This window comes from Lysinibacillus sp. fls2-241-R2A-57 (genome assembly GCF_030209535.1).
Lineage (GTDB): Bacteria > Bacillota > Bacilli > Bacillales_A > Planococcaceae > Lysinibacillus.
The window spans coordinates 15172-39624 of record NZ_JARVRU010000021.1 but is presented as its reverse complement, the minus strand read 5'-3'; the positions used below and the strand labels follow the sequence as shown (position 1 = coordinate 39624).

At 36.8% G+C, this 24453-nt stretch carries 21 protein-coding genes and 1 other annotated feature; of the genes, 7 read left to right on the top strand and 14 right to left on the bottom strand.

Going from position 1 to position 24453, the window contains the following annotated elements; translation table 11 throughout:
- Positions 1–27: 27 nt before the first annotated feature.
- The 6 genes from QRN68_RS04105 to ezrA form a co-directional block, all read right to left on the bottom strand.
- Positions 28–246, bottom strand: coding sequence for an alpha/beta-type small acid-soluble spore protein (locus QRN68_RS04105; protein ID WP_285395419.1), 219 nt, complete (start codon positions 244–246; stop codon positions 28–30).
- 139 nt (positions 247–385) lie between these two features.
- Positions 386–1594, bottom strand: coding sequence for a tRNA uracil 4-sulfurtransferase ThiI (thiI, locus tag QRN68_RS04100; RefSeq protein ID WP_285395418.1), 1209 nt, complete (start codon positions 1592–1594; stop codon positions 386–388).
- The gene (locus QRN68_RS04095) at positions 1594–2751 is read right to left on the bottom strand and encodes a cysteine desulfurase family protein (RefSeq protein WP_285395417.1); all 1158 of its coding nucleotides are present in this window, start codon (positions 2749–2751) and stop codon (positions 1594–1596) included. The genes thiI and QRN68_RS04095 overlap by 1 nt, the downstream gene beginning before the upstream one ends.
- Positions 2752–2852: 101 nt before the next feature.
- Positions 2853–3032, bottom strand: coding sequence for a hypothetical protein (locus tag QRN68_RS04090; RefSeq protein ID WP_285395416.1), 180 nt, complete (start codon positions 3030–3032; stop codon positions 2853–2855).
- A gap of 112 nt (positions 3033–3144) precedes the next feature.
- Positions 3145–3609, bottom strand: coding sequence for a GNAT family N-acetyltransferase (locus QRN68_RS04085; protein WP_285395415.1), 465 nt, complete (start codon positions 3607–3609; stop codon positions 3145–3147).
- 118 nt (positions 3610–3727) lie between these two features.
- Positions 3728–5422 (bottom strand): septation ring formation regulator EzrA, encoded by a 1695-nt coding sequence (gene ezrA, locus QRN68_RS04080; protein ID WP_285395414.1) that lies wholly within the window; start codon positions 5420–5422, stop codon positions 3728–3730.
- A gap of 498 nt (positions 5423–5920) precedes the next feature.
- Here ezrA and hisJ point away from each other — a divergent pair, with 498 nt between their 5' ends.
- Both hisJ and QRN68_RS04070 read left to right on the top strand, forming a co-directional pair.
- Entirely contained in the window at positions 5921–6715 is a 795-nt protein-coding gene (gene hisJ / locus QRN68_RS04075) for a histidinol-phosphatase HisJ (protein ID WP_285395413.1), read from the top strand.
- A gap of 23 nt (positions 6716–6738) precedes the next feature.
- Complete coding sequence (locus QRN68_RS04070; protein ID WP_285395412.1) at positions 6739–7218, top strand: GAF domain-containing protein; 480 nt, start codon at positions 6739–6741, stop codon at positions 7216–7218.
- 160 nt (positions 7219–7378) lie between these two features.
- Here the strand turns inward: QRN68_RS04070 and QRN68_RS04065 are convergent, their stop codons facing one another.
- Complete coding sequence (locus QRN68_RS04065) at positions 7379–9133, bottom strand: sensor domain-containing diguanylate cyclase (protein WP_285395411.1); 1755 nt, start codon at positions 9131–9133, stop codon at positions 7379–7381.
- Positions 9134–9711: 578 nt separating this feature from the next.
- On the opposite strand from QRN68_RS04065, the gene rpsD reads away from it, so the two are divergent.
- Positions 9712–10314: a 30S ribosomal protein S4 gene (rpsD, locus tag QRN68_RS04060; protein WP_197144667.1), complete on the top strand. Its 603-nt coding sequence runs from the start codon at positions 9712–9714 to the stop codon at positions 10312–10314.
- A gap of 311 nt (positions 10315–10625) precedes the next feature.
- Here the strand turns inward: rpsD and QRN68_RS04055 are convergent, their stop codons facing one another.
- The 3 genes from QRN68_RS04055 to QRN68_RS04045 all read right to left on the bottom strand — a co-directional run bounded on the left by QRN68_RS04055 (position 10626) and on the right by QRN68_RS04045 (position 13052).
- On the bottom strand, positions 10626–10841 hold the full coding sequence (locus tag QRN68_RS04055) for a hypothetical protein (protein ID WP_285395410.1): 216 nt from the start codon (positions 10839–10841) through the stop codon (positions 10626–10628).
- Between the two features lie 556 nt (positions 10842–11397).
- A complete protein-coding gene (locus QRN68_RS04050; protein WP_285395409.1) occupies positions 11398–12156 on the bottom strand; it encodes a hypothetical protein in 759 nt (252 codons plus the stop codon).
- A 269-nt stretch (positions 12157–12425) separates the two neighbouring features.
- Entirely contained in the window at positions 12426–13052 is a 627-nt protein-coding gene (locus QRN68_RS04045) for an SLATT domain-containing protein (RefSeq protein WP_285395408.1), read from the bottom strand.
- A gap of 694 nt (positions 13053–13746) precedes the next feature.
- On the opposite strand from QRN68_RS04045, the gene QRN68_RS04040 reads away from it, so the two are divergent.
- Both QRN68_RS04040 and QRN68_RS04035 read left to right on the top strand, forming a co-directional pair.
- Positions 13747–14952: an iron-containing alcohol dehydrogenase gene (locus QRN68_RS04040; RefSeq protein ID WP_285395407.1), complete on the top strand. Its 1206-nt coding sequence runs from the start codon at positions 13747–13749 to the stop codon at positions 14950–14952.
- A 123-nt stretch (positions 14953–15075) separates the two neighbouring features.
- Positions 15076–15885 carry a cobalamin-binding protein gene (locus QRN68_RS04035; RefSeq protein WP_285395406.1) on the top strand — a complete coding sequence of 270 codons (810 nt, stop codon included), beginning with the start codon at positions 15076–15078 and terminating at the stop codon, positions 15883–15885.
- On the opposite strand, the gene QRN68_RS04030 is transcribed toward QRN68_RS04035, so the two are convergent.
- Together QRN68_RS04030 and tyrS are read right to left on the bottom strand one after the other, a co-directional pair.
- Positions 15874–16095, bottom strand: coding sequence for a hypothetical protein (locus tag QRN68_RS04030; RefSeq protein WP_285395405.1), 222 nt, complete (start codon positions 16093–16095; stop codon positions 15874–15876). The genes QRN68_RS04035 and QRN68_RS04030 overlap by 12 nt on opposite strands.
- Before the next feature lie 152 nt (positions 16096–16247).
- The gene (tyrS, locus tag QRN68_RS04025; RefSeq protein WP_285395404.1) at positions 16248–17516 is read right to left on the bottom strand and encodes a tyrosine--tRNA ligase; all 1269 of its coding nucleotides are present in this window, start codon (positions 17514–17516) and stop codon (positions 16248–16250) included.
- A 74-nt stretch (positions 17517–17590) separates the two neighbouring features.
- Positions 17591–17794, bottom strand: a binding site (T-box leader).
- A gap of 102 nt (positions 17795–17896) precedes the next feature.
- Between tyrS and QRN68_RS04020 the strand changes: the two genes are divergently transcribed.
- The gene (locus QRN68_RS04020) at positions 17897–21064 is read left to right on the top strand and encodes a transglycosylase domain-containing protein (protein ID WP_285395403.1); all 3168 of its coding nucleotides are present in this window, start codon (positions 17897–17899) and stop codon (positions 21062–21064) included.
- Between the two features lie 95 nt (positions 21065–21159).
- On the top strand, positions 21160–22041 hold the full coding sequence (locus QRN68_RS04015; protein ID WP_285395402.1) for an NAD-dependent epimerase/dehydratase family protein: 882 nt from the start codon (positions 21160–21162) through the stop codon (positions 22039–22041).
- Between the two features lie 132 nt (positions 22042–22173).
- Here the strand turns inward: QRN68_RS04015 and QRN68_RS04010 are convergent, their stop codons facing one another.
- A complete protein-coding gene (locus tag QRN68_RS04010; protein WP_285395401.1) occupies positions 22174–22773 on the bottom strand; it encodes a uridine kinase family protein in 600 nt (199 codons plus the stop codon).
- A 456-nt stretch (positions 22774–23229) separates the two neighbouring features.
- Entirely contained in the window at positions 23230–24360 is a 1131-nt protein-coding gene (locus tag QRN68_RS04005) for an acetylornithine transaminase (RefSeq protein ID WP_285395400.1), read from the bottom strand.
- Positions 24361–24453 lie beyond the last annotated feature (93 nt).

Below are 24453 nucleotides of genomic sequence, written 5' to 3'. Positions count from 1 at the left end.
TAAGTTTAATAATTGCTAATTAAGCAATTATTGATTGTTGTTTGGCATACCTTTTAATTGAGATTCTGCCATTTGTACAAGACGTTTAGTGATTTCACCGCCAACGGAACCGTTAGCACGAGCTGAAGCGTCAGCTCCTAATTGAACACCAAATTCTTGTGCAATTTCGTATTTCATTTGATCAAGCGCTTGTTGTACACCAGGTACTGCAAGCTGGTTTGAACTGCGGTTTGTGTTGTTCGCCATGTCTCTCACCTCCTTGTGAATATAGAATGTGCGATATTAGATTTTTAATACAAAAATTTTATAGGTAAATTGTACCTCGGAAGGAAGCCAATTAAAAAGCCGACTCAAATGGATTTTTGAGTCGGCTCGCAAGTTTCTTCTATAGAAGATCTGCAAATTTATCTGCTTCTTGCTCTTTTTTCGGGAAAGTATAGACCTCTCGATTTTTCACTGCTCGTTCGATTAGTTCATCAAAATCCGAGAAGCTTTCATAATGCTCAACCTTTTCAAGCTTTGGCTTTGTTTTTGGACTTGCAGGCGTGAAAATTGTACAGCAATCTTCAAATGGCTGAATAGACGTTTCATATGTGCCAATTTTCTCTGCAATATCGATAATTTCTAATTTATCTGATGAGATTAAAGGACGTAAAATCGGTGTGTTCGTTACGGCATTAATAGCTGTAAGGCTTTCAAGAGTTTGACTCGCTACTTGTCCAAGACTTTCACCTGTAACAATAGCTAATGCACCAATTTCTTCACGTACTTTGTCAGCAACTTTTAGCATCATACGGCGAGTTGTTGTCATTGATACATTTGAAGGTACTTTTTCTTTAATAAGAACTTGGATTTCAGTGAAAGGAATAACGTGTAAACGAATGCTTGCTCCAAACTTCGTTAATTCATTAGCAAGTACCTTTACTTTTTCCAATGAATTTTGGCTTGTATACGGTGGGCTAAAGAAGTGAATCGCTTCTAAGCGCACTCCTCGTTTCATCATTAAATAACCAGCAACAGGACTATCAATACCACCAGAAAGCATTAATAAAGATTTACCATTAGAGCCTACAGGCATTCCACCTGCACCCGGAATAACTTGTGCCATCATATATGTAGCATCATGTCGCACCTCTACACGAAGCTCGATATCAGGCTTTTTCACTTTTACCGATAAGTTTTGATATTGAGGTAAAACATAACCACCAATTTCGCGTTGAATGGCATGTGATTCTAGAGGAAATGTTTTATCTGTGCGTTTTACTTCTACTTTAAAAGTACGCTGTTCATTTTTAAATGTATCCATAATAGTTATCGCAAGTTTTTTCATGGCCTCTATATCTTTTTCACACGCTGCCACAGGACTGAATGATTGAATACCAAAAATTTGAGGTAATCCTTTTAATAGTGCATCCATTTGTGTTTCATCTTGTATAGCTATAAACATACGATCGCGCTCTGTACGAATGTGTAGATGTCCTAAATCAGCGAACGCGTGACGAATGTTTTCACGTAAGCGACGAATAAAATCCATTTTGTTGCGACCTTTTGTAGAAAGCTCGCCATATCGAATTAAAATTTCTTTCCAAATCATTATTTAAATTCTCCTTTAAGTTCCATCAATACTTTATCTAATACTTGTTTAAACTTTACTATATCTTCATCTGTTACATACGCGCCAAAGCTTATACGAATGACACCCTTTTTAAAATGCTCATCAAGATTTAGAGCTTCTACAACATGGCTTGTTTTTGTTTGCTTTGATGAACAAGCACTCGATGTCGAAACAATAACATTGCGTTTTTGCAATGCATTTATAATGACTTCACCTTTTAAATCGCGAATACTAAAAGATAAAATATGTGCCGCTCCTTGTGGCGTTGACAAAATATGCACGACATCCCCATATCCATGTAATTGCGTGCATATTTCTTCATACCATCGACGGTATTTTTTTGCTCGGTCATTCATCGTCTCTACAGCTACTCGGGCTGCTTTGGATAAGGCCACAGCTTGAGGGACAGCTACTGTTCCACTGCGTAAACCAAACTCCTGTCCTCCACCAAGTGCATACGGTTGCCATTTCATTTTTTTACGGAATGCTAATACACCTGAGCCTTTAAAGCCATGAATTTTATGACCAGAAATTGAAATACAGTCTGGTCCTTCATCATCGTTAAATGCTATCGGTAATTTCCCAAAGCTTTGTACAGCATCCACGTGAAAAGCTGCACGACTTGATTCATGAATAATTTTTGCTGCTTCAAAAATTGGTTGGATAGCACCCATTTCATTATTTACATGCATCATGCTTACTAAAATGGTATCCTTACGCACTTTTGCGCGAAGCTCTTCTAAAGAAATAACACCATTTTTATCTACCTGTAAATATTCTACATCAAAACCCTCTTGTTCAAGCTGCTTAACGGATTCTATCACAGATGGATGTTCAATTTCAGTTGTTAAAATATGGTTCCCTTTATGTGTATTACTACGTGCTAAACCTAAAATAGCTGCATTATTGGATTCAGTACCACCTGATGTAAATAGCACATTTTTTGCTTCTGTATGCAAAATATCTGCTACTTGCTCACGTGCACGCATTAATAATTCGTTCGATTCAACACCCATTGCATGAATGGAAGCAGGATTGGCATAATACTGCTCATTCACTACCATAAATGCTTGCATAACCTCTTTTAAAGGTTTTGTTGTTGCACTGTTGTCTAAATAGATTGTATTAACTTCCATTAATATTCACACACTTTCAAAACGTTGATTTAACGGTATTTATCATAACGCAATCTCATGCAATTGACCACTAACTTTAACAATTATACTAATTTAATCACTCAATTGTTTGCTTTTAATGTAAAAAAACACCCTTTTAGAGTGGCATCTAAGACATTAACTATGAAAGTTTCAATGTAAAAATTTAGGTTTTTGCATTGTAATAACATGGAGTTGATTTCCGTTCCGACTGGGGCGTCCGATGAGCCACTTTTGTTGTTGCTGCCGCTACGCTTTCGCACAGAAAACATCCGCTTCGCTACGGGGTCTCATCTGTAACACTGATCCTCAAGATTTTATCACCATATTGAAGGCGGATTTCACAATAATAAACCTTAGTCAACACGCTTATTTTTAACCTTTCTTCATTGTTATAAATTCAGTTGGTGTTGTAAATTCCATAACTTTTTCAAAGCCTAATTTTTCATATAGGTGAATGGCTCTTGTATTAAATGTAACTACTGTTAGACGAAGAGGACTATAATTTTCTTGTTGTAACTGATTTAAGATAAATGAAAAAAATTCTGTACCAAAACCTTTTCCTGTTAGCTCAGGCTTCATTCCTATACCTATATCAATGCACGCATCTAAATACGCGCCATAGTCATGTCCTTTAGGTACTTGTGCAGATGTTCCTGTACAGAAAAAACCGACTAGCTCTTCTTTATCATTGACAATTGAATAATATGGATTATCTAGTAATTCCTTTAAAGATTCATCGTTTAGTTCATTGTTATAAAAATCATATGGTTCATCGTATTTCCACTTCAAAATGTCAGTCGCATAAATTTCATTCATTTCCCGAATATAAAATTGCATTTTGGATCACCTTAGCCCTTTTCATATTAGAAAAAATCTCGCATCTTAATAAAAAAACTGTCTAAAAAGTAATAACTATACCTTTTTAGACAGCTGATGTATTCTTTATTATACTTAACTATTTTGTTTCTTCTGCTACAAGTTCTTGAATTCGCTTTAAAGCACCTGGCTCCATTTCTTCAACTGCCGTTCCAGCCTCTTCTAATGCCTTTGAATAACGGAATTGATTGAAAGATCCTTCTGCTTCTTTTAAACGACTATTCAATTTTGGATTTGTTGCACGATGACGATTACCATACTGAATGATACGTTCAATCAGCATTACATTTTCAATCAATTCATGTGACTTTGCCTTTACATCCTCCACACAAAGTGTTGCAGCATTTAAATTATTATGAACCGTTCCCATGTTCAGAGGTACCTCTTGCAGGCTTTGCATAACTACATAAATGTGCTCTGCTGCCTCATCTAGACGTGCATCCATCTCCTCAGGGATACCTGGGATATTAGCTTTATTCAATAATCGGTCTGTTTCTTGTAATATTTTCTTTAAATTTTCTACTTGCGCTCTAGCCTTGTTTTCATCAATTCGTAGCCTCTTCATCGTATTCGATAAATTTTCTTGCTCCTCATGAATACGTTCAAGCTCATCGTTAATTTCAATCAATTCTTCCTGCAAACTTGAGTAGGCAGATTTTTCTTCTCTAACACGCATCGCCAATAAATCATAGCGACGTTGTAAAGCCTCTAATTGCTTTAATGCCGCTTTTGGAATTTCTGCATCTTTTTCATTTAAATGATAGCTTTGCTGTACAAAGGTTGCTTCATCACTTACTAATCTTGTGGAACCAATAACATTAGTGATTGAGCTTAATAAACGATCACAATTTTGGTCAACATAATTTTTAGCAATAACCTCTTTTTCAAGCAGATCGTAATATTGATCAATCTCGTCATTTATTTCAGCAACACGTGGCTTAACAACGATTAAATTAAGCTCTGCTAATTCATTTTTTAATGTTGCAAATTCCTCTTCAAATTTATCCAGCGCCTTCGTTAGCTCTAAATGCTGTAAATAATAGGATTGCTCTTCCATTTCACGCTGACCACTGCGTAATTCCTGTACAGCGCCTGGTAGCTTTACTTGCAATTCCGTCAAAATTGTTGGTACATCATTAATGTATTCAAATGTCTGTTGAGATTCTTGATTTAAGCTAATAACAATTTCTCGCGCTTGCAAATAATTTCCTTCATTTGTGAGCACATCAAATTCTTCAAACTTTTGAACAAACCCCTCTAGCTTTTTCTCCAGCGCAGGTAATGCTACGCCGAACGAATGCTGGTGCGCTAACAACGTTTTACGTGCAGAGCGATAATATTCTTTTAATTGTTCAATTTCAATACGATTTTTTTCTTCGCTACCAATTAATTCATTTAGTTCTTCTAAGATTTTATCTTTATCTTGTTCACACTTTTGAATGTAATCTTCTATCTCTCGTTCAATTAATGTTGCTTTATTAAAACGAAGTCTATTTATTTGATCCTCAGCATCAAATAAAAGCGAGTCAACTTTTGTCATATGTACATCGATGACTTCATCCCAACTATTACGCCATCGTTCAAACATCTCTTCTGTTTCACCGTTCATGTTTAAAGATTTAACTTTCGAAATTTCTTCATTTATGGGATTGTTTTGTATTTGTGATTTTTCATTTTCAAGTTCAGCAATAATTATTGTATGTTTTCGTCGCATCATAAATCCTACTATCGCTAAAATTAATAGTAGGATAACCGGAATGATGATATACTCCATCGTAAGCCCCCTATTCTACAATCAATATCGCCTTGGCGTAATTGCGTCTGGATTTGAATTGTGCCCAGGCCTGCACGAGGGCCGACACGATGTCGGTCATTTCGGTAATGCCACAGAACGTGGTGTTTTTACCGATGCAGGTCAGTTAGCCGTTTTCGCAGGATGCGAAGGTTTTAAGCTAACATCCTTTCATTCATTTCTTTCAATATCCATGACATCCGCCGGAGGCTTTATCTTCATTCAGTAGGTGTTTGGATACCACTGAAAAGAAACCCCATCTGCATTCATCTCATCACCTTGAGATGTGGAAGTCTTCTGCTGAATGAAGATAAACGAATTGGCTAGTTGTATTCATTATATACTATGTTTTCGCCTTTTGTACTAAAATTTGAGTGTTTTTGTGTATTTATCCCTTTTCAATAGGACAATTACTTAAATTTTGAACAACTGGCGTAATAAAAAGTGTTATTATCCAAATGCTAAAGGAGTGGTAATTTTATGAAACGTGACGGCCATATTCATAGCCCATATTGTCCACACGGTACTTCAGATTCATTTAAACAATATATTGAAAAAGCAATCGCTCATAACTTTACACATATTACCTTCACAGAACATGCACCATTACCATTGAGTTTTGTAGACCCTACACCACAGCAAGATAGTGGTATGAATCCTGACTTTTTAATGCCTTATTTTGAAGATTTGCAGAGCCTTCAAAAGGCGTACGCACAAGACATTCGCATTGACATTGGTCTAGAGGTTGACTATATTCAAGGCTTTGAACATGAAACACGTCAATTTCTTGATACATATGGACATTTTTTAGATGACTCTATTTTATCCGTCCATTTTTTACAATGGCAAAATACCTTTGAATGCATAGATTTTTCTCCAGAAAGTTTTATGGCTTTTTCAAAAAAAGTGGGCTCTATTAAACAAGTATATGATTTATATTACGATACTGTCCTACAATCCATTAAGGCAAATTTAGGGCAATTCAAGCCTAAGCGCATTGGGCACCCTTCACTTATTCACAAATTTCAATTAGCACATACGATGAAAATCGATGATGCTGCGCGAATTCGAGAAGTTTTAGATTTAATGAAGGAAGAAGGCTATGCGCTTGATTTAAATAGCGCTGGATTAAGTAAAACATATTGTCAGGAACCTTATCCACCATTTGCCTTCATTGATTATAGTAAATTTATTGGGCTACCAATTGTTTTCGGTTCAGATGCTCACAGTGTTACTGATTTACATCAACATTATCAAGTCATTTATCCAAAATAACTAACTTTCAAACGAGGTGTTTTATGTTTACACAAATTAATTATGAAGGGTCAATTGCCGAGCAATATGATTCATTAGCAAAACAATTAGATGCACTGCTGACAGGAGAAACCGATCGTATTGCCAATTTCAGTAACGCTTCTGCATTACTGAATCAATTTCTGACAAACATTAACTGGGTTGGTTTTTATGTATTACAGGAAGAAGAACTCGTATTAGGACCATTCCAAGGCTTACCTGCTTGCGTTAGAATACCAATTGGACGCGGTGTTTGTGGAGTAGCTGTAGAAAAAGAAGAAACAATGGTGGTCAAAGATGTCCATGCCTTCCCAGGGCATATTGCCTGCGATGCCGCTTCCCAATCCGAAATCGTTATTCCCTTGATAAAAGAAGGAGAGGTACTTGGTGTTCTTGACATCGACAGTCCAATCGTCAATCGTTTTTCTAAGGAAGATCAAGAAGGTTTAGAACTATTCGTAAAGACCTTACTCCTTCATATATAAAGATTGTCTAAAAAAATTGCCCTGAAATGGTTTAATAATGGCCATTTCAGGGCAATTCACTTATATGTGAAACTTTAATTCGTGTGGGGGTTTTCTCCATCCCTAACTGATTATTACGGTCAGTTAATGCGGGATAAAGATGGCTATATTTTCATATATATTATGAATTTGTTTGGCAGGATCGATCGTGAATACAAAATCGATTTTTCCCGCTGTTTTTAGCTTCGTATAGCGCTGTATCTGCATGTAGGAAAACTGATTGAAACGCCGGACGGTACTGTTCATCCCATGTTATGAGACCTGCTGAAATTGTCACCTGAGGATCCGTTGCATTTGGAATTACCGCAACAATCGCTGTTGTCAATTCGATTGCTTCTTTCTCATCAATATTTGGGACATACACGGACATTTCCTCTCCACCCCAACGTGCACAAATGCCACGAGCTCCAATCGTTTCTTTTAACTGGATCGCAATTTGCATAAGAACCTTATCACCCATTTGATGACCATACGTATCATTAATGCGTTTGAAATTGTCGATATCAATGAGTAAAAACATTCCTGATTGATCATTTTCAAGCGATTTCTCTACATATTGGTCTAAATAACTTCTTGCATATAGTTTTGTCAAATGGTCTAAATCCACCATTTCTTGAAGTTGATTTCGTAATATAGAGTTTGCAATCGCTAAAGAAGAGTGATGGATTAATGATTGCATTAATTTAAAGCTATCAAACGAAAAGAAATACGGCTCCTTGTGTAACACAATACTAAAACCATTAATTTTTTCTTCCATTAAGATTGGGATTGCCATAATTGAACGATAATCAATTTGATTAGAGGTTAATCGACTAAAATCGGCAATAAACAGTGGATCATTGGTATGTTCAAAATGTTGCTCGACATGTTTTATATATGTTTGACCCTTCTCTGAATTGAATAAAGCCGTACTAGCATCTGTCACTTCAAAAGTGTCATTATGTTTAAAAGCGAAACAAACTTCCATTGGTTGAAAGGATTTCATTAACTGTTTTTGTAGAAAAAGTAACATTTCATGAATGTCAATCCTCATATTTAAACGATGCGATGTTTCATTGATGAGTTGTAAGTCACTTACGAGGCGATGCGATTGATGATACAATTTTGCATTTTCGAGTGCGTTTCCAGATGCTTGTGCCAGCATACGTATAAAATCCTTTTCAGTCGTTGAAAAAAGATATGTTGTAGGTGCACTTACTTGCAAAATGCCATAAATAGCTTGTCTACCTTTTATTGGAGCGTTCAATAATCGACAATTCAAATCGCTTGCGAGCTCCGTTGTCAGCTCTCCTGAGACAAAAGCCTCAATAGTTGCAGGTCTTTCAGATAAATAATCAAAAAGCTTAATATCGATAGTCGTATGGCGGTCTTGATCATTCGATAGTATAAGCTCCACATTAAACTCAGGAAAATTATCCTTAATATTTTTTAAGACATTATCTAAAATTAAATCAATATCCATGGTGGAATGAAACAAATCTGTCATATTATACAATTTTCTATATTGATCTTCATTCGCCTTTACTTCTAAATTTTCTCTGATCATCTGAAGAATCTTCGTAAGTGTTTCCACAAACTCTTCCCCATAATCCGAAGTCATAAAATCTGTCCAAGCATCTGTCGCTTCTATAAGTAGCACACCAATTGGGGTTTTGCCTTCTGCTTGAAAAAGGACCAAATCAGTCATCATCGTATAAGCTTCTTTTTCTTTAAATATATAAGGAATTTTCACCACATTTTGTTGATAAAAACTTGCTTCAATCATTAGCCATGACACAGCATTTAGTTTTGTTTCGATTGTTAAAGCAGCCATCTCTTCAACAGGTATTAAAGAATTACTTTCAAAACTGAGAAAAGCCGCATTTACAATTCCCAAGTGCTTCTTTAGACACTGTTTCAATGAATAAAAATACTCATTAAAACCGGCTTGTTCTTTAGAACTCACCCAAAAGCTCAAAACATCTGATTGTATATATTTTAGCGTTTGTAAATGGTCTGTCATGAAATCACCTTTTCTATATAACGTCCAAATCAATTACTATTAACTTATAGTATATTATACATATTTTGTGTCATTTTGACTATGTTATTCTCGTTCACTTTTATATTTTCCATTTCTCACTGTATCATTAACTATTTTGAAGTAGTGTGAACTGTATATAGAGGAATTTCTTACTATAAGTCTTTTTCAAAAATAGTCAGTGTAATAATTGACGTCTATGTAATAAGCAGTTACAATGAAGTTTGTGTAAAATAAACGCAGCAGTGGTATGAGCTTATTACTGTATTTTATTCCTCTATTTCATTTAGTGTAACTAACAGAGTAGATGGTGTATTGTGTAACCTAACGGCTGCATAGGCGAAAATACATGAAAATAAAATGCGTATAGGAATGGGTACTACTGGTTTTTGTTTTACAACAAAAAAACCAAATTTAAAGGAGGAGACAACAATATGTCTCGTTATACAGGTCCATCTTGGAAATTATCACGTCGTCTTGGTATCTCACTAAGCGGTACAGGTAAAGAAATCGAAAAACGCCCTTACGCACCAGGTCAACACGGTCCAAACCAACGTAAAAAATTATCAGAATACGGTTTACAACTTCAAGAAAAACAAAAACTTCGTCACATGTACGGCATGAACGAACGTCAATTCCGTACTCTATTTGACCGCGCTGGTAAAATGAAAGGTGTACACGGTGAAAACTTCATGATCCTTCTTGAAACTCGCCTTGACAACCTAGTTTACCGTTTAGGTTTAGCTCGTACTCGTCGTGGATCTCGTCAATTAGTAAACCACGGCCACATCTTAGTAGATGGCAAACGCGTTGATATCCCATCATACAGCGTAAAACCAGGTCAAACGATTTCTCTTCGTGAAAAATCTCAAAACCTTGCTGTAGTAACAGAAGCAATCGAAGTAAACAACTTCGTACCTGACTACTTAACATTTGACGCTGACAAAAAAGAAGGTACATTCACTCGCCTTCCAGAGCGTTCTGAATTATCAGCTGAAATCAACGAAGCATTCATCGTAGAGTACTACTCTCGTTAATAAAACTTCGTTGCATTTAGCAACACAAAAAGCCTTAGAAACCTTGTTAACTCAAGGATTCCGAGGCTTTTTTCTTTTGTGAAACTTTGCAATTAAATATATTTAAACTCTTTATGTTAGGTTGGTATAGGGTTAAATTAGGGTAAATAAAATAGCCTGGCGGTGTGTTTATAGTGATGAGTGAATATCCTACTTTAATCCATAATTAAACCATATATTTTTTCTAAACTACTGGCAATCACCGCTATTATTTAAGTGTGCCATACAAACTTTCTCAAAATATTGCTGATACCTGTTGAAATAAACTTTCTTTAATCAGATTGATTTTTACGATGAACCTCAGTAAGATCTTTTATATAAATTAATGAATAGTCATCTCTAATATCCACTTCAAAAAAGTAATGTTTTTTAGTTACAATATCTTTAACTTCTATTGCAAACAACCTCATTCCTCTTCGGTAATTGTTTTCTTCAGATTTTAAATCTTCTCTACCAATGCCATAGTTAGTTTCAATATAGTTTTCCACATAGTTGTATACGATAGCGTTTCGAGATTTAGAATTAAAATAATTGTAACTAACAAAAATGACTATTATACAAAATAATAGATTAAAGATAATTATTTTTTTCATTTTCCTCTCCTTCCGCCATATCAAGTATCAAGACTATATTTATTAATAATTACAATTTTTTAAACTATAAAAATTCGATTTTAGTGTCTTTACCTACCAATTTAACAATAAAGAAATTTTATAATAATACAATTAATTATTAATTGAAAAACTTACCATTGATATAATTCCAGAGTGAACGTTATAGTTTATATCAGTTACAGTACTATTAGTACCTAACGATTGAACTCTTAACATTGTACCTGTGGAAGCGTAGATATATCCAAGTCCAGGTGTCCAGTGATAATCATATTCATAACTTGCATTAGGTTCCCATTTAGAAAACCATTTATCAAACTTTACTGCAACTGGTCTATTATCATCCTTTTATATCAAGGTTCTCTAGGGTTTTTGCTTTTTATCGACAATTGTATATACATGAATAAGAGGGCTTTATATAATTTCTAATCTATCACTTATCTCTAACTGGCTTTAATAAATCTACCGGAAGCCAAATATATTGTCTGTCATCTCCTTCTAAGCCATTGTGCACAAGCAGATAACCATTAATTTCATCACCCCATGAATAAACAACACTTCCCTTTTTAATAATTTTTTCAGTTTTTGATTCTTTTAATGGATAGGTTTTCCCTTCGGCATCTTTAGTTATCTCATAACGCACATTGCTTTCTCTCGATATTGTCTCAGAGATCTTAAGGTCTGTACCAAGATAATAAATACACGGATCGTAAGTACCATCATTATCGCCAGAGCAATAATTAAGTTGTTGTCCATTATTTGTATTCCAGTAAGAAATACTCCAGTAATCTTGTTCTCTGAAGTAATGTCCGTAATTATTAGCAATACCATCACGATTAATATAAATATAAGTTGGGTTATTATAGAAAGATGAACGAATTTCTATTGGTACTTCTTTGAAAACTACCAAATCCGTTGCTTGTACCCGATATTGCCCCATTTGATAGAATGTTTTACCATCATATTTCTCAATATCATACGTTCTAAAAAAGTTATTTCGCTTAACCACTAACGAATCAAATGTACCATCTGGATTTCTCTTGTACACCTTGATATCTTTTTTAAAGGTCATTTTTCCTGTTTGCCCTTTTACAACTTCTGCTCCATCATACATCACTTTTGCTTCTGATTTTGTTGGATTTACTACTGCAAATACAAATGCTGCTAGTAACATAACAAATAATTTTTTCATTATTCTTCCCCTCGCTTTATTTTAGAAAACTTAATTATAGGACACTCGACCGCCTTACTATAGGCTCCTACAAATACGACTCTTAATGTACTAGAGACTGTCAGTTCTTTAGATTTCTATCTTTGTAGAAATTATCGACCTCTACAATTCATAGTTCTACTCGCAAAGCCCATTTGATACATCCGCCAGACTTAATGGCATATAAAACTTTCATAAGTTTCCGAACTCCCAACCCAATGATGAAAAGTTTTTTCACAGAAAAAAGCATCTCAATTGAGATACTCAGTGAATAAAAATATGGCTAATAATATAAACGGAAAAATTAATATACTTTCTTTTTTCGCTGTATCGATTCTTTTGTATCTTTTTATTTCATTTTTGAATCTAGTTTCGTTTTCAGAATTACACATCATAAAGTCAATAGGTAAATGATTTTCTTTATCGATAATTAATTTTTCGTATTCTCGATGAAGTTCTTTTAATACATTCTGAGTAATTTTGTGTTTATCAGCCTCTAGTCTTTGCATTTTATTCAGTAATTCATTTAATTGCTGGTAGTTATTTTCGAAATTACTTGCTCTCTCTTTATAATTTTTTATCCCTAAAAACATTGTGTAGAATGTTAATGATAATGAAGCGATTAATAACACTTTTGTTATATCACCCGAACTATCAATAAACCATATTGACAACACTAAAATAACTATGGAGTAAAAATATGATGTCTTTTCGTAAAATTCATGCTTCTCTCGTAATCTAGTAGATGCTTTTATTCTAGCTCTTCTTGTTATATCCAACCTTCTTAACAACTCATAAAAGACATCAATGTCTTTCACTTCTTTATTTTGTTCAGTTGCATGGATAACATTACCATCGATTTGATTATTATTTTCCATATTAGCGACCCCTTTCATACTTATCATATTTCAATTGGAATCATATATCACTAATGTAAATATAAAGAATGATAAAAACCACGCTCAAAAAAAAAAAAAAACGCTACCTTTTACTTTATTAATTTAATATTTAGTCCGTTAAATCCCAGTCATATAGCCCAAGACATATTTGCAAAGTTCTGTCTCTACGTCAACACTACGCTTTCGCACATAAAACATCTGTTGACCCAAGCTGGCTCATCGGACGCGCCCAGTCAGAACGGAAATCAACCACATGTTTTGGTGAAGAGCTAAAATTAATTAAATATTCCGATAATTAACAGCGGTTTTTTGTACTTTAAAATAGTAATTACGCAATTTTAAAACAACATAACCACTACTTTTATAATAAAAACAAAATATCAGTTATTTACTATTCAATCCTTCTTAAAAATAGAACCGACTTCCAAAAAATATATTTTACTTTCATAAGAAAACAATTTTAAAACGCTTTCAAATAAATATCCCTAGACAATTCAATCTTCCAACAACTCAGAAAATCAGTTAACTTTTTTGTGAAATAATAACATGAATAAAATTAACAATTTTAATAAAAATACGAGTTGAACTTTTACAAGGAATAGAATAACATGAATTTCGAAAGGTGGTTCGCCATCATTCAAGCAATAACAATTTTGTTAAAGGGGTTGGAAATATGTCAGACGTTCTAAAGCAATTTGTCATGCCGAAAAAAAACTTATTTGGACCTGGAGCAATTCAAGAAGTTGGTAAACATTTAAATGATTTAGAAGTGAAAAAGACATTAATCGTAACAGATGAGGGCTTACACAAATTAGGTCTCTCTGAACAAATTGCTAACATCATTACAGCTGCTGGAATTGAAGTAGCAATTTTCCCGAAAGCGGAACCGAATCCAACAGATCAAAACATTGAAGATGGAGTTACAGTGTATCATGCTGAAAACTGTGATTCTATCGTATCTCTTGGAGGAGGTAGCGCACACGATGCAGCAAAAGGTATCGGACTTATTGCTTCGAATGGTGGACGCATTCATGATTATGAAGGCGTTGATAAATCACAAAACCCATTGGTGCCATTAATCGCTATCAACACAACTGCTGGTACGGCAAGTGAAATGACTCGCTTCACAATTATCACGGATACAGCGCGTAAAGTGAAGATGGCCATCGTTGATAAACACGTTACTCCACTATTATCGATTAATGACCCAGAGTTAATGATTGGCTTACCTCCTGCTCTAACTGCGGCAACTGGTTTAGATGCATTAACACATGCAATCGAATCATTTGTGTCAACAAACGCAACACCGATTACTGATGCATGTGCAGAAAAGGTACTTCAGCAAGTTCCTGAATATTTACCACGTGCCTATGCTAACGGCGCAGATTTAGAAGCACGTGAGCAAATGGTATACGCTCAATTTTTAGCAGGCATGGCGTTTAATAATGCATCACTTGGTTACGTACATGCTATTGCTCATCAATTAGGTGGATTCTATAATCTACCACATGGCGTATGTAATGCTATTTTATTGCCACATGTTTGCCGCTTCAACTTAACTGCACGCACAGAGCGTTTTGCTAAAATTGCTGAATTACTAGGCGAAAACGTTGAAGGATTAAGTAAACGTGATGCTGCTGAAAAAGCAATTACAGCAATTGAAAATCTGTCTAACGACCTAAACATTCCAAGTGGCTTCCGCGAATTAGGTGCGAAGGATGAGGATATTGAAATCTTAGCGAAAAATGCAATGTTAGATGTATGTGCTGCAACAAACCCACGTAAAGCAACTTTAGAGGACATTAAACAAATTATTACGAATGCGATGGGCCCTGTAGCGAAAAAAGAAGAATCACTTGAAGCTGTCGCACTTTCTTAAAAGGTAATCAAAAGGCATGTCTCTCGGAGGCATGCCTTTTTTATTGTTGAGTGACAAATTCAGTCATTGAATGTGTCCCCAACACTCGCTATACTTTTCTTAAAAAGAATTGGAGATATGAATATGCGTTTAATCTCAATTTGCCCTAGTAATACCGAGCTTGTTGCTTATTTAGGGCTGACTGATCAGCTTGTTGGTGTCGATGATTTTTCGGATTGGCCCTTAGCCGTAAAAGACTTGCCTCAGCTTGGCCCCGATTTATCAATTGATATGGATGCATTAGAGGCATTACAGCCTGATCTTGTACTTGCATCCTTAAGTGTCCCTGGGATGGAGAAAAATATTGAAGCGTTACAAGCTAGAAATATTCCTCACATTGTTTTTAATGCCAATTCATTAGAGGAAATCGCTCAAGATCTCCATACATTAGGTAAAGCCTGCGGAGTTGAAGACCGTGCTAAAAAAATTTCTGAGGAATATTTACAATGTATCGAACGTCTTCACTCAGTTGCACAAACGATTTCTAAAAAACCTACCCTCTATTGGGAGTGGTGGCCAAACCCTATTTTCACACCAGGTAAAATTAATTGGTTAACTGAAATTAGTGCTATTGCTGGTGGGCAAAATCTGTTTCAAGATGTGGAATTAGCTAGCGTGCAAACTGATTGGGCAGATGTAGTGAGGCGCGATCCCGACTATATTATGATGGCTTGGGTAGGAGTTGCGTTTGAGCGTATTCAACCAGCCAATCTATTAAAACGTTCACATGCGCAGGAGCTACAAGCCGTTAAAATGAAACGGCTTCACGTAATGGAGGAATGGCTTTATTGTCGCCCATCACCACGCCTAATAGAGGGTGCATTGAAGCTTGCGAATATGCTTCACCCCAAAGAATATAAGCACATAAAGCTTCCAAGTTTTTTAGATTGCTAAAATAAAAGTATGGCTCTTCTGCAAAGAGAGGGGTTGATTTCCGTTCCGGCGGGCGCTTTGTTGTTGTTGCTGTCGCTTCGCTTTCGCACAGATAAAACATTTGTTGCTGTCGCTTCGCTTTCGCACAGATAAAACATTTGTTGCTGTCGCTTCGCTTTCGCAAAAACATCCGCTTCGCTGCAGGGTCTCAACTGTGACGCTGATCCCCAAGGAGTCACCCTACCGTAACGAAGATCAACCATTTTACTTATCTTGTATCTTCTAGCATAGCGGCTAGAGATTTCCTTAACCATTTTATTTTCATCCAAAAGAGACATCCCCTCAAATATTGAGGGGATGTCGTATTGTTGTATAAGTCTGAATTAAACAAACTTCACCATATGGTATTTTTTCTTACCGCGACGAACAATGCTGAATGCATCTTCTAAACGATCTTTACCGTCGATGACATATTCTAATTCAGTGACCTTTTCACCGTTAACGCTAATCGCACCATTCGTTACATCTTCACGAGCTTGACGTTTTGAAGGTGAAATACCAGCTTCCACTAATAGGTCCACAATATTTTTATCTTCTTTCGCCATTTCAATAGAAGGAACATCTTTAAACGCATCCTTCATTTCATCAGCAGAAAGTGCTTTTAAGTCACCAGAGAATAAAGCAGCTGTAATACGAATTGCTTGGTCTAATGCTTCTTGACCATGAATTAAGCGAGTCATTTCTTCAGCTAGCGCTTTTTGTGCCTTACGTAAATGTGGTTCCTCTTCTACAGATACTGCTAAAGCTTCAATTTCTTCACGAGAAAGGAATGTGAAGATTTTTAAGTATTTTACAACGTCAGCATCCGCAGCATTAATCCAGAATTGATAGAACTCGTATGGGGAAGTTTTCTTGCCATCTAACCATACAGCACCACCAGCTGTTTTACCAAATTTTGTACCATCTGCTTTCGTTACTAAAGGAATTGTTATACCAAAGGCTTTTGTCTCTTCCTCATGTGTTTTGCGAATAACTTCTAAACCAGTTGTAATATTCCCCCACTGATCAGAGCCACCTACTTGAATGCGACAGTTGTAATGGTTGTATAAGTGATTATAATCAATACCTTGAATTAACGTGTACGCAAACTCAGTAAATGAAATCCCTGTATCTAGGCGTGATGCAATCGTATCTTTTGCTAACATGTAGTTCACGTTAATTAATTTCCCATAATCACGTAAAAACTCAATCGTATTTATATTGCCAATCCAGTCACGGTTATTAACTAACTGAGCACCATTACCATCTTCTGCAAAGTCAAAAATACGCTCTAATTGGCTACGGATACCTTGAACGTTTTTATCAATTTGCTCAACTGTTTGTAATTGGCGTTCTTCAGAGCGACCTGACGGATCTCCTATCATACCAGTCGCACCACCAACTAACAAAATTGGACGGTGACCCGCTTTTTGGAATCGACGGAGCGTTAAAAGTGGCACAATATGCCCAATATGCATGGAATCCGCAGTTGGATCAACACCACAGTATAAAGAGACAGATTGTTCATCTAATAATTTGGTCATACCTTCAGCATCTGTTTGTTGATATAACAATCCGCGCCATTCTAAGTCTTGTAATAATTCGTTCGTCATTTTTATTCCTCCTATGTGTTTAATAATTTCGTGTAGGGAGAAACAAAAAAGTCCCCACACGCAAAAACATTGCATGCAGGGACGTTAATCACTAACGCGGTACCACCCGGCTTGAAGATGTCATCCATCTTCCTCTTCATTCAACCGCCTTTATCGCAGGCGCGCACGTCTAAGCTCCAAGCACGTAATTCGTCTCTACATTATGACCAGCTTTCACCAACCGCCGGCTCTCTAAACAGGGAATATAGACACTACTGCAAGCTCTTCTTCACTAGAAAACTATAAGCATTATTTTATACGATTCTTTTTCATTGTCAATAACTATGTTCGAGCCAAAACAATATGTGCTATAATAAACAAGATTTTAGGAGGTCGATACATTGAAAGATTGGATTGAGAAAATCAATGCAAAGATCGAAGAATTATTAGTACGAAAATGGATGAAGAAATTACGCATTTCCGGAAGTGTTATCTGGAATTTATTTTTACTATTTTTAATCTTTGCATTGGTAGGCACTGTATTTGTCGGTTCAGTTGGTGCTGGCTATTTCGCTTCACTCGTAAAAGAAGAGCCGTTGCGCTCTAAAGATGAATTACGAACTCAAATTTTTAACTACGATTCAACTAGTGAGATTTATTTTGCCGACGATATTTATATCGGAAAATTACGTACAGATTTAGAACGTCGTGAAACATCACTAAATAATGTCTCACCAGATGTAGTTAATGCAGTATTAGCGACAGAGGATGAGTATTTCCGTGAACATAACGGAATCGTTCCGAAGGCCGTTATTCGCGGGCTTCTTCAAGACGTAACAAACTCTTCTACTCAAACAGGGGGTTCTACGCTAACACAGCAGCTTATTAAAAACCAAGTATTAACAAATGAAGTATCCTATGAACGGAAAGCAAAAGAGATTTTACTTGCTATGCGTTTAGAGCACTTTATGACAAAAGAAGAAATTTTAGAGGCCTATTTAAACATTATTCCATATGGTCGTAACTCTTCAGGTCGAAATATCGCTGGAGTTGAAACAGCTGCTGAAGGTATTTTCGGCGTAAAAGCGAAGGATTTAACGCTTCCACAAGCGGCGTACATAGCTGGTATTCCTCAAGCACCTTTTACTTACACACCTTTTACAAATACAGGCGTACTTAAAAGTGAAGAAGCTCTTCAACCTGGCATTGATCGCATGAAAACTGTTCTTTATCGTATGAAAGAAGCAGGTTATATTAACGAAGCTCAGTATAACGAAGCGCTCGCTTATGACATCACTGCTGACTTCCGTGCACCAGAGATACACGCTGAGGATAGCTACCCATGGCTAACTTATGAGCTTGAAAGTCGCGCGAAAGAAATTATTGCTGAAAAATTAGCAAAAGAAGATGGTATTGATCCAGAACGCTTAAAGAATGAAAAAAAATTAAAAGATAAGTATATGATCCTAGCAGATCGCGATGTCCGTTCGAAAGGCTATCGTATTTATTCGACAATCGATAAGGATATGTACGATGCGATGCAAAAAGCAGCGGAAAACTTTAAATATTACGGTCATACGTATACAGCTAAAGAAAAGGACCCTACAACAGGTGAAGAAGTTGAAGTTCAGATGCCTGTACAGGTTGGAAGTATTTTAATTGAAAATAATACTGGACGTATTTTAAGCTTTGTCGGTGGTCGTGATTTTGAATTAAAAAGTTATAACTATGCTACACAGGCAAAACGCTCAAATGGCTCAACAATGAAGCCTTTACTCGTATATGCACCTGCAATAGAGTACGGTGTAATCGGTGCAGGTAGCCCATTAGTTGACGTAAAATTCTCTATTGGTGGTTGGAGTCCGAGCAACTATATTGCTAGCGATGAACGAGGGCTTATCCCTGCACGTGAGGCATTAGCGAGTTCACAAAACTTATCAGCTTTACGTCTATATTACGATATTCTTAACAAACGTCCTGCTGATTATTTAGTAAAAATGGGGATCACAACCTTACAGCCAGATGATTTTACAAACCTTTCAGCTGGGATTGGGGGAGTACAAGAAGGTATTACTGTTGAAGAGAACACCAATGCCTACGCAACCTTTGCAAACGGTGGACAATTCATCGACGCTTATATGATTGATAGAATTGAAGACCAAGATGGAAATATCATTTATAAACACGAAGTTAAACCTGAACAAGTATTTAGTCCTGAAACTTCTTATATCGTTACAGATATGATGCGAGATGTGTTAACACAAGGAACGGGTACAGTTGCAAAAAATACACTAAAATTCTCTTCTGACTTCGCTGCTAAAACTGGTACATCACAAAACTATAAAGATGTTTGGTTAGTCGGCTATAACCCGAATGTCTCTCTTGGAGTATGGATGGGTTATGATCAAAATCAATCACTGTATGCATTTAACAATACGTATCAGCAACCTAGTGTGCGTATTAACAAGCTATGGGGAACATTGATGAATTCTGTGTATGATGTAGATCCGAAATTAATTGACCCTAATACTAGCTTTAAGGCACCTAAAAACGTTGTGACTGCATCATTCTGCGGTATTTCTGGTTTAGCGCCTTCTGCAGCATGTGCGAATGCCGGTCTCGTGCGCTCTGACTTGTTTAATGCGAAAGTATTTTTACCTTCGCGGCCAGATGATAGCTTAGCTTCTTCTAGTGTAGTTACGATTAAGGGTAAAACATACAATGCACTTCCTAGTACACCACGAGAATTTGTAAAAGCAGGCGGTGCAGGTATTAATCAGGCATTTATTAAACGAATGCTAGGTCCACTTGGCGGTAATCCGGCAAGCCTATTACCAAAAAATTCGTCATTATCGAATTCATCAGTATCAGCTGTTAATTTCCCAGCAGACCGTAATTCTCCTGGAGCAGTAAGTGCTTCGATTAATGGCAATACATTATCTTGGTCAGGCTCTTCAAATGATGTAGTCGGTTATCGGATCTATAACGTAACAAACGGTGGTAGAACACTTGTAGGATCAGTACCTGAATCATCACAAAGTATGAGGGTTGCAGGCGGGCAAGCCTATGCTGTTGTCGCTGTAGACATTACAGGTTTAACTTCACCGCAATCCAATGTCGTTTCTACTGGTGGAAGCGGAAGTAAAAAAGAACCTGAACAAAAAGACAAGGAAGAAAAGCTTCCACCAACAACTCCACCTACTGACGAAAATGATTCGGACAATAATGGTAACGGGTCAGAAAATGGCGATGGTTCTGGTGGTAATAATGGAGATGGCTCAAATACCGGCAATGGTTCCGGGAACAACGGAAATGGCTCCAATAACGGCAGTGGCTCCGGAAACAACGGAAGCGGCTCCAATAACGGCAGTGGCTCCGGAAACAACGGAAATGGCTCCAATAACGGCAGTGGCTCCGGGAACAACGGAAACGGCTCCAATAACGGCAGCGGCTCCGGGAATAACGGAAACGGCTCCAATAACGGCAGTGGCTCCGGAAATAACGGGAATGGCTCTAACGGAGGAAACAACGGAAATACAACTCAACCTCCTCCGCCACCAACCCAATAATAAATGGGCATACTACAATTACTTTTAAATTGTAGTATGCCTGTTTTTTTGTCATTATGAAGAGGAGACTACTAATTTGAAGGGGTGGGAAAAATATGAACATTTTAATTTTAGGAGGTACTCGATTTTTTGGTAAAAAGCTTGTTGAACTCTGTCTTCAAAATGGACATAGTGTAACTATTTTAACACGTGGTCAAAGTGGAAATCCTTTTGGTACAAAGGTGAAGCAACTAGTTGTTAATCGAGATGATGCACTTGCGTTGTCACAGGCACTATCAAGTACAACGTGGGATATTGTCTATGATAATATTTGCTATTCTCCAAACGAGGCTCATCAAATCTGTGAAATTTTAGAAGGTAAAACGAAAAAGCTGGTTTTCACCTCTACTCTATCAACCTGCGAAATAGACGGCACTGTCAAAACAGAAGAAGATTTTAACCCCTATGATTATAAAGTTCAAATGGGCAACCGTGAAGATTTTTCATATGGTGAAGGAAAACGACAAGCGGAGGCAGTAATTTTCAAAGAGGCTACGTTCCCTGTTGTCGCAGTACGTTTCCCAATTGTTATGGGTGTGAACGACTATACACGCCGTTTACATTTTCACGTTGAACGAATTTTACAGGAACAGCCTATTTCATTCCCAAATATTGAAGCGAAAATGAGCTTTATTACGGATGACGAAGCAGCTGCATTTTTATATTTTGCTGGCATTACACCAATTGAAGGACCTTATAATGCAACAGCAACAGATGCAATTTCGTTAAAAGATTTGATGGGGCTTATTGAAGAAGCAAGCGGAAAGTATGCAAAAATTTCACTTATAGGCGGCGACGAAAAGTCGCTGTCACCATACGGGATTCCAGCAGATTGGTATATGTCAACTGCAAAGGCCGAAGCAGCAGGCTTTACATTTAGCCAGCTTCATGATTGGCTCCCTGCTCTAGTAAAAACATTAGTAAAAGAGCTGCAATAATTTTTTTATTAAACTAATCTCTGTTAAAGCCTAATGTTGATACTACAGGAAAAAAGAACTTCCGTTTTTTGTGGAAGTTCTTTTTATATGCTATTGTCTTCTATACTAAGCCCCTATAGTTGAATAAGGCATTTATTTAACCCCACTCACAATTAGGTCTGCTCTCTCAAATGGTTTATGCTCCTCAACATACATATCCTCCGAAACCATCCAATTACTTTCCCACATTTCACGGGCTTCCTCTCCGTCTCTTTCTATGCCTCTTGAAAGACGAACATCTCTTGGGCAATCAATCCATATTTTCAAATCATATTTGTCTGCCAGTTCTTTTCGAACGGTATACACACCTTCGATTATTACAATGCCACCAATTGGAACAGTATGCCATTCAGCCAAGCTATCTGTATCCCAATCATATCTTTGGTAACATCCCACTTTTTCTTGGCTTAGAGGTTCTAACACCTGATTCAATAATCGTATCCAATCAAAATCAGCACCAATAGGCTTTTTAGTAGGTTCTTTTTTTATAATCAGAGAGGAGGGAAGATAAAAATCATCCATATGAACAATTGTTACATCTAAAAAATCCTCTTTTATTTTATCGGCAAATGTACTTTTTCCAGAGCCTCCGCAACCATCTATTCCAATTAAGAAAGTGGATTGTTTTTTAGAATTACCTTTAATTACTTCGCCAAACAGTTGTCTTAAAGAACGATATTCTTCGTTTCTCATTTTGGTACCATCTCCTTAGAATCCACTTAAAGTATTTTTTCCTAGTTGCTTGGATCTTCACCAAAACGTGTGGTTGATTTCCGTTCCGACTGGGCGCTTTCCAGGGGGCGTCCGATGAGCCGCTTCACTCGCAATGCTCGCTCCAGGGTCTCATCTGTGACGCTAATCCCCTAGGAGTCGCCCAGCCTCCACTCCAATCAATATACAGTGCATATATTTTTAAAAATGTCATCCGCAACTTATGGTGATGAGCCTTAGATAACCCAACACTATCATATTTTTTATATTTTGTATTAATTTTCTATTAATTCACTCATCGCCATAACGGAAATAAACTTATATACAGGGTATAAAAATGTCATCCCAAACTTTTGAAGATAAGCATTAAAAAACTGCTAGATTTCTTGCAAAGAAGTCTAGCAGATTCATTTTTTATCGTATTTAATTGTCCGGATACTATAGCAATATCGTTTTTAAAATCGCAATTGCTTCATCGATTTCTTCTTTTGACACGGTCAACGGAGGTAATAGACGTATAACATTCGGGCCTGCACCTACTAATAATAAACCCTTTTCCTCTGCAGTAGCTATATACGGAGCTACCTCAATATCGCCACAACCAATGCCAAGAAGTAAACCCTGACCCTGCACCGAATACGTAGACGGTAGACTCTCTTTCAACTGCTTAACAAAATACGTAGATAGCTCATGTACATTTTGTAAAAAGGCAGGTTCAAAGATATGATCAAGTACGGTTTCTGCGACACTCATCGCTAACGGATTCCCACCAAATGTTGTCCCATGTGTACCAGGACCAAATGTTTCATATAGCTCAGCTGTTCCAAGCATTGCACCGACAGGGAAACCACCACCTAGCCCCTTCGCCAATGTCACAATATTTGGTTTTAATACAGTTTGCTCATAAGCATATCTTGTTCCTGTTCGTCCAATACCGGTTTGAACCTCATCAATAATCAGTAAAATCCCTTTATCTTCACAGGCTTTAGCTATTGCCGCTGCGAATTCTGGTGATACACAGTTAACACCGCCCTCACCTTGAATCATTTCCAACATAATGGCTGCAACAGAATCATCAATCGTTGTTTCAAGAGCTACCACATCATTAAATGGGAGAATCGTAAATTTTTCAACAAGTGGTCCGAAGCCATTATGTATCTTGTCCTGACCTGTTGCGGACATCGCTCCAAAAGTTCGCCCATGGAAAGATTTTTCAAATGTAATAATATGATTTTTCCCCGTATGCTTACGCGCTAGCTTGATAGCCGCTTCGTTCGCTTCCGCACCGCTATTACAGAAAAATGCCTTAGAAAAATGTGTATTTGCTATTAATTTTTGCGCAACTTTCTCCTGACCAGGTATATCAAATAGATTGGAAATATGCCAAAGTTTTTCACTTTGATCATGAATAGCCTTCACAATCGCAGGATGTGCATGACCAAGACTCACTACAGCGATTCCACTTATAAAATCTAAATATTTTTTCCCAGCAGAATCTTCCACTACAGTTCCTTGCCCTTTGACAATTTGGGCACGGCGTTTGCCATAGTTTCCAAATAAAGCACTCATTTTATCAACCCCTACTAATAGTTTGCATAGGCAAAAATCTTCAAACATCTTCTCTAAATAATACTGCTACCAGTAAATCATTAGTACGCTCCA